This window comes from Arthrobacter sp. Cza30 (genome assembly GCF_059090765.1).
The window spans coordinates 1-14081 of record NZ_JBNHGA010000007.1; the positions used below are offsets into that span (position 1 = coordinate 1).

Below are 14081 nucleotides of genomic sequence, written 5' to 3' on the forward strand. Positions count from 1 at the left end.
GTTTCAAACAGACACAGCACCAACGGCCGGGAAAACGACCGAAGACACTGCACTAAATTCAAACCAGGCTGATAAAACCGCGACACACCACAGGGGCAGCACGCCACGGCACTTTCAACCAATAAATAATTGGTATCAACAAACTTGGCACACTATTGAGTTCTCAAACAACAGGAGCAAACGAATACTTCCCAAAACAATTTCTTCCGAAATTCGCTTTGCTTTTCTTCGCTGCGATGTTTCTACTTTATTTCATTCCTTTTCTTTCTGTCAAATCCGCGTTTCCGCTTCATTTACCTCGAGAAAAGGAACCCATCACAAAAACCCAGCTAATTTGCCTGCGCACTCGGGCGCATGACAGTCGCTGTCTTTTATCGAAGGGGCTTGTCGCGTTCCGGCCGGCTGTTTCACAACCAGCGGCGGCGACTCAGAAAACATTACACGGCACCGGACGGGCCCGCAAATCGCCGGCGGGTGATGCCCGCCACTGATGCCGAAGGGCCCGCGGCCTCCCCTGACCGGGGGGACTGCGGGCCCTTCGACGTGGCCGGCTGACGTGCGAACGCCGACGGAATCAGGCAGACACTTCGACCATGGCGAGCGTGCGCTTCCCGCGGCGCATCAACAGGTACTTGCCATGCAGGAACTGTTCACTCCCGACCGAAGCGTCCGGATCGGTGATCTTCTGGTTGTTAACGTAGGCGCCGCCCTCGGCTACGGTCCGTCGCGCCGCGGAATTGCTGGCGGCCAGACCGGACTGGACCAGCAGGTCAATGATGCCGGTGGTAGCTGCACCGGTCACTGCGCTGGGCAGCTCGGCAGTGGCGGCGACAAGAGTCGCTTCGTCCAGCTCGGCCAGGTCGCCCTGCCCGAACAGGGCCGAGGAGGCGGCGATCACCTTGTCGGTGGCTGCGGGGCCGTGCACAATCGACGTCACGTCATAGGCCAACGCACGCTGTGCCTCACGGGCATGCGGCCGTTCGGCTACGGCGCGCTCAAGCGCTTCGATCTCCTCGCGGGAACGGAAGGTAAAGACCTTGAGCCGCTGCACCACGTCCGCGTCGGCCGTGTTGAGCCAGAACTGGTACATGGCGTAGGGGCTGCACATGTCCGCATCCAGCCAGATGGCATTGCCCTCGCTCTTGCCGAACTTGGTTCCGTCGGAGTTCGTGATCAGCGGCGTGCCGATGGCGTGGACAGACTTGCCCTCCACCTTGCGGATCAGCTCGATGCCGCTGGTGAGGTTGCCCCACTGGTCGGATCCGCCGGTCTGCAAGATGCAGCCGTACTGCCGGTACAGCTCCAGGTAATCCATGCCCTGCAGGATCTGGTAGCTGAATTCGGCGTAGCTGATCCCCTCGTCCGAGTTCAGCCGGGACGCGACGATGTCCTTCTTGACCATCGTGCCGACGCGGAAGTGCTTGCCGACGTCGCGCAGGAAGTCCAAGACACTCAGCGGGGCCGTCCAGTCCAGATTGTTGACCATGCGCGCGGCGTTCGTACCGTCGAAGTCCAGGAAGCGCTGCACCTGTCCCTGCAGGCGGTCCACCCACTCGGCAACGGTTTCCTTGGTGTTCATGGTGCGCTCGGCGGTAGGTCGGGGATCGCCGACCAACCCGGTGGAACCACCTACAAGGCCAAGCGGCTTGTGCCCCGCCAACTGGAGCCGGCGCATGGTCAGCAGCTGGACCAGGTTGCCCAGGTGAAGGCTGGGTGCGGTGGGGTCGAAGCCGCAGTAATACGTGATCGGGTCCCCCGCCAGCACCTTCTCCAGTTCGGCTTCATCGGTCGAAACATGGACGAGGCCGCGCCACTTCAGTTCCTGCCAAACATTGGCAAAACCAGGGTCGTTGCGTTGGGAAGCGAAAAACGTATTATTCACGGATACCAAATTATCAGCCTTCAATGCCCTCGGGGACGTCGCCTTCGGCCAGCAGCCGGAGCCGCTGGGTCGGACGGGTCATGGCGACGTAGAGATCTCCGACGCGGCCGCCGACCCGGTGGAGAAGCTCGCCCGGCTCAAGCACTACAACGGAATCGAACTCCAGGCCCTTTGCCTCCTGCGGACCCAGCACGCTGATGTCCTGTTCCATCCCCCCGGCACCGCCGCCCACCCGCGCACCATAGGCTGCGGTCAGCGCGTCCCGGACGTCCCGGAGGCGGTGGTCGGAGGCAATAACCGCCAACAGACCGCCGTCGGCAGCGGCAAGCTCCTCGGGCATGACCTCCAAAAGCCGTTCGACCATGCGGCCCTCCGGCACCCGGTCCACGACCGGCGACCAGCGGCCGTCGCGCACGGCCTTCGGAGCCGTCACGACCAGGCCCGCCGCGTTGGCCATCCGGACCGCGGCCTGCGCAATCTGGGACGGCGTGCGGTAGTTCACGGTGAGTTCTTCAAGCTGCCAGCGGTCGCCGGCGAACGGCTCGAGTGCCTGCTGCCACGATTCCGCGCCGGCGGCCGAACTCGTCTGGGCGATATCGCCGACGACGGTGAACGACTTCAGCGGGCAGCGGCGCATCAGCAGCCGCCACTGCATGGCCGACAACTCCTGCGCCTCGTCGACCACAATGTGGCCAAAGGCCCAGGTGCGGTCAACGGCGGCCCGTTCGGCAGCGGTGAAGCGGGTCTGCTGCGCCTGGTTGTAACCGGCCAGGTCCTCGGCGCTGACCACACCGTCGATCCCGATATCACGCAGCATCTGGTCGACGTTCCGCAGCGACTGCTCCGCATTGGCGACGTCGCGGGCCCGCTCGGCATCCCGCTGGGCCTTGTCCCGCCCGGCCGAGGCATCCATGTCCCCGAGCAGCTCCGCGGCTTCGTCCAGCAACGGCACATCGGCTTCCGTCCACGGCGCGTCCGCGGGGCGCAGCAGCAGCTTGCGTTCGGCTTCCGTCAGATCGGGAGCGGCCGCCTCCAGATGGGCCGGCTTGCTGAGCAGTTCCCTGACCAGCTGTTCCGGGGTCAGCGGCATCCAGCAGAGATTGAGCGCCACCCTGACATCGCGCGAGGTGCGCACGTCTTCGATCAGATAGGCACGGTCCACGTTGTTTCCCGGTCCGGACGATTTCTCCAGTGCCTCCGCCAACTGGTCCGCCAGTTCGCGCAGCAGGATCTTCACGAACGTGACCCGGGCCGTGTTGTGTGGTTTACCGGTCGCCCGTGCCCGGTCGCGGGCCCGTGCCACTTGGCGCGGTGTCAGCGTCAGCATGGTGCCCTCGACGTTGAGCCTGCGCGGTTCCGCCGGAAGCCGCTGCCGGTTGGCCACAGCGTTGGCCACGACGCCGGCCATGGCCAGGCGGCCTTTGATCTCGGCCACGGCCGGGTTGCTCTCGGACACGGTCCGTACGCCGGGCATCAGCCCGCCCAGGGTGGACATCACCACTCCGGTCTCGCCCAGCGAGGGAAGCACCCGCTCGATGTACTTCATGAAAGAGTTCGATGGCCCCACCAGCAGCACGCCGGCGGACTTCAGCCGTTCGCGGTGCGAATACAACAGGTAGGCCGCCCGGTGCAGGGCGACGGCGGTCTTGCCCGTACCGGGACCGCCCTGCACCACGAGGATCCCCGGCATCGGGGCCCTGATGATGCGGTCCTGTTCGGCCTGGATGGTGCCGACAATGTCGGACATGGCTCCGGTCCGCTTCGAATTCAGCGCCGCCAACAGGGCCCCTTCGCCCTGCAGGACCCCGTCCTCGGAGAGCATGGTCGGATCCAGCACGTCGTCTTCGATGCCCTTGACCTGGTGCCCCTGCAAAATCAGGTGCCGGCGCCGCCGGACTCCGAGCCGTTCGAAGGCCGTAGCCTGGTAGAACGCCCCGGCTTCGGGGGCCCGCCAGTCCACCATCAGCTGCTGCAGGTCTGCTGTGCTGAGTCCGATCCGCCCGATGTAGCGGCGGTCGCCGTCGTCCAGATCGAGCCTGCCGAACACCAACCGGTCGTCCACGGCGTTCAGTTGCGCCAGCCGGTCTTCATACATGGTGGCAAAAGCGTCGCGCTCGGAAATGTTCTGCATGCTTCCCACGGCCCCGCTGCTGCGGACGCGGGCCAACTGTTCCTGTTTCTCGGCGCGCAGTTCTTCCAGCCGGCGGTACAGCCCCGCTACGTAGGCGCGCTCAAGTTCAAGCTCGGCATGGGCCGAAGGCGATTCAGGCATACTTGTTTTCCCTCCCCAAAAGGCAGACCGTCCATTCTACTACCGGCGCGCCGAATTTTCTTCCGTCGGAACGACGGCGGGCGGGTGGGCACGCGCCCTTTCGCCAAGGACGCAATTGCCGGGGGCTATTCACGCACCAGCGAGCGGATGCGGTGCCCGGTCAGGGCAGACCTGCCCCGCAGGGCCGAGAGCTCGAGGACCACGCCGAATCCGGCAACCTGCACCCCTGCCCGTTCGAAGAGGCGGCACGCCGCGCCGAGGGTCCCTCCGGTGGCCAGCACATCGTCCAGGATCAGGACGCGCGAACCCGGCACCAGTTCATCGGCATGGATCTCCAGCGTGGCGGTGCCGTACTCCAGCGCGTAGTCTTCGGAAATCGTCCTGCGCGGCAGTTTGCCTTTCTTGCGCACGGTGATGACCCCGGTGCCGGAGGCATACGCGGCCGCAGCGGACAGCAGGAAGCCGCGGGCCTCGACACCGGCCACGGCGTCGAACTGGCCCTCGAACGGATCGATCAGCGCGTGCACCAAGGCGTGCAGCGCCTCGCCGTCGGCGAATACAGGGGTAAGGTCCCGGAAGATGATCCCTGGCTTCGGATAGTCCCGAACCGTTTCCGAGAGACGGTTGACCATGGCTTCAACTGATTCGCGGGGACGTTCATTCACCCGTCTACCCTACCCGCTGCCGGCGCGCCGGCGCGGCTTCGCGGCCCGGTACTGCGAGACCGTCGGGTCCCCCTCGAGCCAGAAACGCCACGGGTAGGCCGCGGTGCCGCCCTCGCCGCTCACGCCCACCCGCGGCCCGCTCCGCACATGCTGATGGGAGGCCCGGACGGCCGGCCGTGCGAGTTCCAGTTCCCCCTGGGTGAGGGCCCTGCCGTTGTCCGCCAGCGTCAGCCCCAGGGCCGTGGCCAGCCGGGCCGGGCCCCGAGCCAGTTCCGCATCGTTTTTGGCCGAAGCGCGCCGGCTTCGGGCAAGGTCAAGTCCTTGGGTGATTTCACCGGCGCGGAGCAGGGCTCCCGTTGCCTGGCCCTCATGGCCGCACACGATATTCACGCAATGGTGCATGCCATAGGTGAAGTAGACATAGATGTGGCCGGGCGGGCCGAACATCGCCTTGTTGCGGTTTGTCGGGCCGCGGAAGCCATGAGATCCGGGGTCGTGCTCGCCCATGTAGGCCTCAACCTCGGTGAGCCGCACGGCTACGGTTCCCTCGGGCGTGGTGTGTGTCAGGCGGGCGCCGAGCAGCCCGGGAGCGACGTCCACGGCGGGCCGGGCGAGCCAGTGACGTAACGCTGCGTCCACTAGGCCGGCTGCACCCGCTGGTAGAAGCGCGTCAGGGCTTCGAGCCGGTGCGCCGAATCATGCACATGGCCGCCGCTCAGGACCGTGGCGAGGGCATCCAGCCGCGCATGCCAGCGGGCCATCAGGGCTTCGGGCGATATCTCCCGGCCGATGTTGTGCACCAGCAGCAGGCGGGTCTTGCCGTCGGCCGGTTCCAGCATCCAGTGCACGGTTCCGCTGCCCTCCGGAGCGGTCCACGTGTAGTCGAGACGGCTGCCGGCGAGCACATACTCAACGTCCCCGGTAACCGTCCGTTCCGGCAGGGTGAATTCGACGGCGCCGCCGGTCTGCAGCTCCACCCGGCCGGGGCCCAGCCACTTGCCGAACAGATCCGGCTCGGTCAGGGCCGCCCAGACCTCCGTTGCGGCGGCGTCGAGCAACCGTTCGAAACGCAGGCTGGTGCGCCCCGAATCCCTGTGGGCGGTGCCCATCGAATGCGAGAGCCGGAAGTGGCGGGCATAGGCCTCCCGCAGCCGTGCCCATCGACCGGGCTCCGGGTCCGACGGCCGTCCGCCCGCGACGGCGGCGAGTGCGTCCAGGATTGTTTGCCAGCCCGCGCTGCCTTCGGTCAGGAAGTCCGGCCCCTCGGCGCGCGAGCGGAACTGCAGCAAGGTACCGCCGTCGCTCTCCAGCACCCGCCATTCGATGACCGCTTCCTGCCCCAGCTCGTCCTCCCAGCTGATCTGCAGGCTGAGCGGCGGATTCAGCTGCAGGACCGTGCCGCTGGTGGTGCCACCGCCCAGATCCAACTCATAGGTATGGCCCAGCTGCCAGTCGGCATCGAGCGTGCCGAGCCATTTGGCGACGTTGTCCTTTTCCGCCAGCAGGCTCCAGATGTAGCTGCGCGGGTAATCGAACTGTCGGTCGAAGGCCAGGACGTAATCCCCGTCAACCCGCTCGATCCGGCCCTCCGGCACCAGCTTTTCCTCGTCCTGGCTCAGCGTCGACATGCTCGCTCCCTCGGCTCAGTGGCTCTCGACCCGTCGCTTCACAAACTACCGCAGCACCATTTGCTACCGGCCGGTAACTTACCGGTGCCGGGGCGCGGCCGGCTCAGGGGCGGCCGCCGGAGACGTATCCACGTGCGCCGTCCAGCGCTGCCTCAAGCGCCGCAATCTGGGCGGCCACGGCGGCCGGGGCGGTGCCGCCCTGCGAACTGCGGCTGGCCAGCGAACCTTCAACCGTGAGCACTTCACGCACCTGCGGAGTCAGCTGCGGGGAAATGGCCGCGAATTCCTCGTCCGTCAGGTCCCAGAGTTCAACTCCGCGGCTTTCGGCCTGTTTCACGGCGGCACCGGACAGCTCGTGCGCTTCCCGGAACGGAATGCCTTGCCGGACCAGCCATTCGGCGATGTCGGTAGCCAGCGCGAACCCTTGCGGGGCCAGCGCTTCCAGCCGCTCGGTATTAAAGACCAGCGTTTCGATCATGCCGGCGACGGCGGGCAGCAGCAGCTCCAGGGTGTCTGCCGCGTCAAAGACCGGTTCCTTGTCTTCCTGCAGGTCACGGTTGTAGGCCAGCGGCAGGCCCTTGAGCGTGGCCAGGAGCCCCGTCAGGTCGCCGATCAGCCGGCCGGCCTTGCCGCGGGCCAATTCCGCGACGTCCGGGTTCTTCTTCTGCGGCATGATCGAGGAGCCCGTGGAATAGGCATCGTCCAGCGTCACGAAGGAGAATTCCTTGGTGGCCCACAGGATGACTTCTTCCGATATCCGGGACAGGTCCACGCCGATCATGGCCGCGACCCAGCTGAATTCGGCAAAGACGTCCCGCGCCGCAGTTCCGTCGATCGAGTTCCAGACCGCGGAGTCAAAACCGAGGTCCGCCGCGACGGCGTTGGGGTCCAGGCCGAGCGACGAACCGGCCAGGGCCCCGGAGCCGTAGGGAGAGACCGCGGCCCGCTTGTCCCAGTCCGCCAGCCGCTGGACGTCCCGCAGCAGCGCCCAGGCGTGGGCCAGCAGGTGATGGGACAGCAGCACCGGCTGCGCGTGCTGAAGGTGGGTGCGGCCCGGCATGGCAACCTCCGGATACCGGCGGGCCTGGGTGAGCAGCGCATCGATGGTTGCCAGCACTCCCCCCGCGATGATCCGAGCGTGGTCGCGCAGGTACATCCTGCCCAAGGTCGCGATCTGGTCGTTGCGGGACCGCCCGGCCCGGAGTTTTCCGCCCAACTGGGCGCCGGCCCGTTCGATCAGCCCGCGCTCCAGGGAACCGTGCACGTCTTCGTCCGACTCGGCCGCCACATACGCGCCCGACCGCACGTCGTCGTCGAGCCGGTCCAGGGCGGCGAGCATGCCGTGCAGTTCGGCGTCGTCGAGCAGCCCGGCCTTGTGCAGCACCTTGGCGTGTGCGCGGGAACCTGCGATGTCGTACTGTGCCAGGCGCCAGTCGAAATGCGTGGACTTGCTCAGCGCGGCCAGGGCATCGGCCGGCCCACCGGCGAAGCGGCCGCCCCAGAGGGCGCCTTCGTTGGTGTGCCCGGTGGGGCTCTTCGGTTCCTGCGTCACGTTGTATCTTCCCTTTCCGCCAGGTTGCCCTGGTGACGGTTCCGCACCCTGCCGTGCCGGCCGGCGGAGATGGCTCGTTGCGCCGGCTTCCGCGCCGGCGCCCGCAGCTGCTGTTGCTGCGACTAGGTTATGGGGTTCAGGCGTTGCGCGAGGATTCGTCGGCGAACTGCAGGAACCGTGCAGCGAGCGCAGCTCCGCCGGCCGGATCCCGAGTCACCAGCAGAACGGTGTCGTCGCCCGCAATCGTGCCTAAGACCGACGGCATGACCGAGTGGTCGATGGCCAGCGCCAGGAAGTTGGCCGCCCCCGGCGGTGTCCGCAGGACCACCAGGTTTGCGGAGGCCTCGGCGGTCACCAGCAGGTCGGCACAGAGCCTGGCCAGCCGGGCGTCCAGGATCTCCTGGGTAACACCGCTCTGCGGCGTGCGTTCCCCGCCCTCGCCGGGCACTGCATAGATCAGCCCGCCGTCCTGGCCGCGCACCCGTACCGCCCCCAGTTCCACCAGGTCGCGCGAGAGCGTGGCCTGGGTTACCTGGACTCCCTCGTCCGCTAGCCGGGCGGCCAGTTCCGCCTGGGAGCGCACCGACTCGCCGGTGAGGATCGCGGTGATCTTTGCCTGGCGGGCGGTCTTGGTGGCCGGCATCGTGTTCACCGCCGTCAGCTCCCGGCCAAGGGAGCCAGCGACGACCGGTCCATCAGCCATGCCATCAGCGCCTTCTGGGCGTGCAGCCGGTTCTCCGCCTCGTCCCACACCACCGACTGGGGGCCGTCGATGACCTCGGCGGCGATCTCGTAGCCGCGGTAGGCGGGCAGGCAGTGCAGCACGACGGCGTCGTCGGCTGCCAGCTTCAGGGCCGCCTGGTCCACGGCGTAGTCCTTGAACAGTTCCAGCCGCTCCGCCTTCTCCTCTTCCTGCCCCATCGAGACCCACGTGTCCGTGGCGACGACGTCGGCCTCCGCCAGCGCCTTGGCGGGATCCGTGGTGACCAGAACCGATCCGCCGGTTTCGGCGGCGCGTGCTTCGGCTTCGGCCACGACCGAAGCCGCCGGCAGGTGCCCGGCCGGTCCGGCGATCCGCACGTGCATCCCGGCCGTCGCTCCCGCGAGCAGGTACGAGTTGGCCATGTTGTTGGCCGCATCTCCCAGATAGGTCATGGTGAGGCCGGCCAGCCTGCCTTTGTGTTCCTGCACCGTCAGCAGGTCGGCCAGCAACTGGCAGGGGTGATAGTCGTCGGAGAGCGAGTTGATGACCGGCACACGGGACAGCGCCGCCATCTCCTCCAGCGCGGCATGGGCGTAGGTCCGCCAGACGACCGTGGAGACCATCCGTTCCAATACCTTGATGGTGTCGGAGACGGACTCTTTGTGTCCCAGCTGCGATTCGCCGGGATTGATGACCAGAGGCACCCCGCCCAGGTCCGCGATCCCGGCGGCGAAGGACACCCGGGTGCGCGTGGAGGTCTTGTCAAAGATCACGGCCACGGTCTTACGTCCCGCCCCGTCTCCGGCGTACGGCTGGTAGCGGTAGGGAGACCGCTTCATGTCGGCGGCCAGCTGCAGCACTTCCGCCTGTTCGGCCGGGCTGAGGTCGGTGTCCTTCAGGAAGTGGCGGGTCATGATGCGTCCTTGCTGGTAGCGGCGGCCAGGGCAGCCGCGGTGGTCAGGATGTCCGGCAGCGCGGCGGTGAACCGGGCGGCCTCTTCGGCGGTCAGGATCAGCGGCGGGGCCAGCCGCAGCGTGCGCGGGCCCGGGTTGTTGATGATGAAGCCGGCTTCCAGGGCGGCAGCCACCGCGGCAGCGGCGATGTCGGCATCCAGGTCGATCCCGATCAGCAAGCCCTCGCCGCGGACCTCGGCGACGTGTTCCAGGCCGGCCAGGTCCGCGCGCATCCGCTCCCCCAGCCCGGACGCGTGGGCCAGCAGCCCGCGCGATTCGATGGACTGCAGCGTCGCCAGGCCCGCCGCCGTCGCCACCGGGTTGCCGCCGAAGGTCGTTCCGTGCTGGCCCGCCGTCAGGAGTTCGGAAGTAGTTGCGCCGAAGGTGATCAACGCGCCGACCGGCAGCCCGCTGCCCAGGCCCTTGGCCAGGGTGATGGCGTCCGGGACGATCCGCTCGCCGCCGGCCACGCCGCCCTGGAACGCGAACCAGTTGCCGGTGCGGCCGACGCCGGTCTGCACCTCGTCCAATATCAGCAGCGCGCCCGCCGCCTCGGTGGCTTCGCGGGCCGCCTTCAGGTAGCCCGCGGGCAGCGGCCGGACGCCCACCTCCCCCTGGATTGGTTCCAGCACGACGGCGGCCACGGACTCGTCGACGGCGGCGCGGAGGGCCTCCTCGTCACCGAAGGGAAGGTGGACCACGCCGCCGGGCAGCGGTTCGAACGGTTCGCGGTAGGACTCCTTGGCGGTCAGCGCCAAAGCCCCCATGGTCCGGCCGTGGAAAGCGCCCTCCAGGGCCAGGATCTTGGTCCGGGTGGGGCTCGAGTTTCGCCGGGCCAGCTTGAACGCCGCCTCGTTGGCTTCGGTGCCGGAGTTGGCGAAGAACACCTTGGAACCTGCCGGGGCGGCGGCGAGCTGCAGCAACCGCTCCGCCAGCGCGATCTGTGCCGGGCTGGTGAAGAAGTTCGAGACGTGCCCGAGGGTGGACAACTGGGTGGCCACGGCCCCGGTCAGGAACTCGTCCGCGTGGCCGAGCGCGTTCACCGCGATCCCGCCGAGCAGGTCCAGGTATTCCCTGCCGTCCGCGTCCCAAACGATGCAGCCCTTGCCGCGCACCAGGACGCGCTGCGGGGTTCCGAAGACCCCCATCAGCGACCCGCGGTACTTCTCCAGCAACTGCCGGTTGCCCAGGCCTTCCAGTGCTTCCAGCCCGGCGAGGCCGGCGGTCGGGGAAACGGTATCCGGGGTGTTCATGCTGCTTCTCTGTCCGGGACGACCTGGGTGCCGATGCCGGCCGCGGTAAAGATTTCCAGCAGGATCGAGTGCGCCATCCTGCCATCGACGACGGCGGCGCGCTCGACTCCCCCGTCGACCGCCTTCAGGCAGGCTTCCATCTTGGGAATCATGCCGGACTGCAGCCGCGGCAGCAGCTCGCGCAACTCCCCCGCCGTCAGCGACGAGATCAGGGAGGACTTGTCCGGCCAGTTGGCGTACAGCCCCTCGACGTCGGTGAGGATGACCAGCCGCGAGGCGTGCAGGGCGTCCGCCACCGCGGCGGCCGCGGTGTCGGCGTTGACGTTGAGCACCTGGTTGGTGCCCTCGCCGTCGCCGCCGATTTCCGGCGCCACGGTGGAGATCACCGGGATGCGCCCGGCGTCGAGCAAATCCAGGATGGCGGACGGGTTGACGCCCACGACTTCGCCGACCAGGCCCAGGTCGATGTCTTCGCCGTCCACCACGGTGCCGGTGCGCACCGCCTGCAGCAGCCCGCCGTCTTCACCGGAGAGGCCCACGGCGTACGGCCCGTGCGAATTGATCAGGCCCACCAGTTCCCGGCCGACTTGCCCGGTGAGCACCATGCGCACCACGTCCATGGCTTCGGGGGTGGTGACCCGCAGCCCGCCCTTGAACTCGGACTCGATGCCCAGCCGGGAGAGCATGGCGTTGATCTGCGGTCCGCCGCCGTGGACGACCACCGGCTTGATGCCGGCGTGGTGGAGGAAGACGATGTCTTCGGCGAACGCCTGCCGCAGTTCGTCATTGACCATGGCGTTGCCGCCGTACTTGATCACCATGGTGGTGCCGGCGAACCGCTGGATCCAGGGCAGGGCCTCGATCAGCGTGGCGGCCTTGTCCTGGGCCATCAGCATCGTGTTCATCTCGGTCCTCAGCTAGAGTAGGCGGAGTTCTCATGCACGTATTCGTGCGTGAGGTCGTTGGTCCAGATGGTCGCGGTCTCGCCGCCGGCATTCAGGTCGATCACCACGGCCACGTCGCGGCCGTTCAGGTCCACCAGGTCGCGCGGTTCGCCCACGCCGCCGTTTCGGCAGACCTGCACGCCGTTCATGCTGACGTTGAGCTGGTCCGGCTCGAAGGCGGCGTCGGTCGTGCCCACCGCGGACAGCACCCGGCCCCAGTTCGGGTCCTTGCCGAAGATGGCGGTCTTGAACAAATTGGAGCGGGCTACTGCGCGGCTGACGGTTTCCGCATCCCGCTCGGAAGCGGCGTTGATCGTCGTGACCGCGATGTCGTGGCTGGCGCCCTCGGCATCGGTAATCAGTTGCCGGGCCAGATCCGCGCAGACGCCGGTCAGGGCGGCGGTGAAGTCGTCCAGCGCGGGAATGACCCCGGAGGCGCCCGAAGCGAGCAGCACCACGGTGTCGTTGGTGGACATGCAGCCGTCGGAATCCGTCCGGTCGAATGTCAACCGCGTGGCCTCGCGCAGCGCCACCTGCAGCGCCGGCGGTGCGAGTTCGGCATCGGTGGTGATGACCACCAGCATGGTGGCCAGGCCCGGGGCCAGCATGCCTGCGCCCTTGGCCATTCCGCCGATGCTGTACCCGCCGCCGGTGAACAGGGCCTGCTTGGAAACGGAATCGGTGGTCATGATGGCTTCGGCCGCGTCGGCGCCGCCCTTGTCGGACAACGCCGCTGCAGCAGCTTCGACGCCCGGCAGCAGCTTGTCCATCGGCAGCTGCTCGCCGATCAGCCCGGTGGAGCACACCACCACGTCGCCCGAGGAAATACCGAGCAGGGCTGCGGTTTTCTCGGCGGTGGCGTGCGTGTTCTGGAAGCCCTCGGCCCCGGTGCAGGCGTTGGCACCGCCGGAATTTAGCACCACCGCGTCCGCACGGCCGTCGCCGATCACCTGCCGTGACCAGTGCACGGGAGCGGCGGCCACTCGGTTCGAGGTGAAGACTGCCGCCGCCGCCCGCTGTGGTCCGTCGTTGACCACCAGCGCGACGTCGGGCTTGCCGGAGGCTTTCAGGCCGGCGGTGGCGGCGGCGGCGCGAAATCCCTGTGGTGCGGTAACGCTCACGGTGCTATCCCCTGCTGGGTCAGGCCGGCGGTCTCGTCGAGGCCGAGGGCGATGTTCATGGACTGGATGGCGCCGCCGCCCGTTCCCTTGGTGAGGTTGTCGATGGCGCAGGTGACGACGGCGCGGCCCGCGTGCTCGTCGAAGGCCAGCTGCAGGACGGCGTGGTTGCTGCCCTGCACCGACTTGGTATTCGGCCACTGGCCCTCGGGCAGCAGGTGCACGAACGGTTCGTCCGCGTAGGCGGCCGCCCAGGCGCGGCGCAGCGACTCGGCGTCCGTACCGGGCTTGGTGCGCGCGGTGGCGGTGGTCAGGATGCCGCGGCTCATCGGCGCGAGGGTGGGGGTAAACGAGATCGTGACCGCCTCGCCGGCGGCCGCCGACAGCCCCTGCTCGATTTCCGGGGTGTGCCGGTGGCCGCCACCGACCCCGTAGGGGCTCATGCCGCCCATGACTTCCGAACCGATCAGGTGTACCTTGGCGGACTTGCCGGCCCCCGAGGTGCCGGACGCGGCGACAATGACCACGTCTTCGGGCTCCAGCAGCCCGGCCTCGAAGCCCGGGGCCAGCGCCAGCAGCGAACTGGTGGGATAGCAGCCCGGGACGGCGATCCGGCGGGCGCCGCGCAGCTTGTCCCGGTGCCCGGGAAGTTCGGGAAGGCCGTAGGGCCAGCTGCCGGCGTGGGCGGTGCCGTAGAACTTCTCCCAGGACAGCGGGTCCACCAGCCGGTGGTCCGCGCCCGCATCCACCACCAGTGTGTCTGCCGGCAGCGCGGCGGCGATCTCCGCGCTGGCGCCATGCGGCAGCGCCAGGAACACCACGTCGTGCCCGGCCAGGTTCTCGACGGTTGTGTCGACCAGGACTTTGTCCGCCAGCGCATGCAGGTGCGGCTGCAGTTCCCCCAACCGCGAACCGGCATTGCTGTGTGCGGTGACGGCTCCGACCGAGACCTCGGGGTGGTTCGCCAGCAGGCGGAGGACCTCGCCGCCCGCGTAACCGCTGGCGCCGGAGACTGCAACCTTAATTGTCATGGCATCCAGCATACAGCAAGACTATGCATCGGAGAGGATATTTATGCATCCTCCTGCGTGCCCTGCCGGCGGATGAGGCG

General features: G+C 67.8%; 13 protein-coding genes. 1 reads left to right on the forward strand and 12 read right to left on the reverse strand.

Features of this window, described 5'->3' with window-relative positions; genetic code table 11:
- A partial coding sequence (locus AC5RVZ_RS22805) for a hypothetical protein (RefSeq protein WP_494067937.1) occupies window positions 1-358 on the forward strand: 358 nt, incomplete at its 5' end.
- A 216-nt stretch (window positions 359-574) separates the two neighbouring features.
- On the opposite strand, the gene tyrS is transcribed toward AC5RVZ_RS22805, so the two are convergent.
- The 12 genes from tyrS to argC form a co-directional block, all read right to left on the reverse strand.
- A complete protein-coding gene (tyrS, locus tag AC5RVZ_RS22810) occupies window positions 575-1891 on the reverse strand; it encodes a tyrosine--tRNA ligase (protein ID WP_494068280.1) in 1317 nt (438 codons plus the stop codon).
- Between the two features lie 4 nt (window positions 1892-1895).
- Entirely contained in the window at window positions 1896-4154 is a 2259-nt protein-coding gene (locus AC5RVZ_RS22815) for a HelD family protein (protein WP_494067938.1), read from the reverse strand.
- Window positions 4155-4279: 125 nt separating this feature from the next.
- Entirely contained in the window at window positions 4280-4786 is a 507-nt protein-coding gene (locus tag AC5RVZ_RS22820) for an adenine phosphoribosyltransferase (protein WP_493977814.1), read from the reverse strand.
- Window positions 4787-4828: 42 nt separating this feature from the next.
- Window positions 4829-5458: a DNA-3-methyladenine glycosylase gene (locus tag AC5RVZ_RS22825; RefSeq protein WP_494067939.1), complete on the reverse strand. Its 630-nt coding sequence runs from the start codon at window positions 5456-5458 to the stop codon at window positions 4829-4831.
- Window positions 5458-6447, reverse strand: a complete 990-nt coding sequence (locus AC5RVZ_RS22830) for an SRPBCC domain-containing protein (protein WP_494067940.1) — start codon at window positions 6445-6447, stop codon at window positions 5458-5460. The genes AC5RVZ_RS22825 and AC5RVZ_RS22830 overlap by 1 nt, the downstream gene beginning before the upstream one ends.
- A 103-nt stretch (window positions 6448-6550) precedes the next feature.
- Entirely contained in the window at window positions 6551-7999 is a 1449-nt protein-coding gene (argH, locus tag AC5RVZ_RS22835; protein ID WP_494067941.1) for an argininosuccinate lyase, read from the reverse strand.
- Window positions 8000-8135: 136 nt separating this feature from the next.
- Window positions 8136-8702 carry an arginine repressor gene (locus AC5RVZ_RS22840; protein WP_494067942.1) on the reverse strand — a complete coding sequence of 189 codons (567 nt, stop codon included), beginning with the start codon at window positions 8700-8702 and terminating at the stop codon, window positions 8136-8138.
- Window positions 8657-9616, reverse strand: a complete 960-nt coding sequence (gene argF / locus AC5RVZ_RS22845) for an ornithine carbamoyltransferase (RefSeq protein WP_494067943.1) — start codon at window positions 9614-9616, stop codon at window positions 8657-8659. The genes AC5RVZ_RS22840 and argF overlap by 46 nt, the downstream gene beginning before the upstream one ends.
- A complete protein-coding gene (locus AC5RVZ_RS22850) occupies window positions 9613-10908 on the reverse strand; it encodes an acetylornithine transaminase (protein WP_494067944.1) in 1296 nt (431 codons plus the stop codon). Before AC5RVZ_RS22850 ends, argF begins: the two co-directional genes overlap by 4 nt.
- Window positions 10905-11813, reverse strand: coding sequence for an acetylglutamate kinase (gene argB, locus AC5RVZ_RS22855; protein ID WP_494067945.1), 909 nt, complete (start codon window positions 11811-11813; stop codon window positions 10905-10907). Before argB ends, AC5RVZ_RS22850 begins: the two co-directional genes overlap by 4 nt.
- 8 nt (window positions 11814-11821) lie before the next feature.
- Window positions 11822-12973 (reverse strand): bifunctional glutamate N-acetyltransferase/amino-acid acetyltransferase ArgJ, encoded by a 1152-nt coding sequence (argJ, locus tag AC5RVZ_RS22860; RefSeq protein WP_494067946.1) that lies wholly within the window; start codon window positions 12971-12973, stop codon window positions 11822-11824.
- Window positions 12970-14001, reverse strand: a complete 1032-nt coding sequence (gene argC, locus AC5RVZ_RS22865; protein WP_494067947.1) for an N-acetyl-gamma-glutamyl-phosphate reductase — start codon at window positions 13999-14001, stop codon at window positions 12970-12972. Before argC ends, argJ begins: the two co-directional genes overlap by 4 nt.
- Between the last annotated feature and the right edge of the window lie 80 nt (window positions 14002-14081).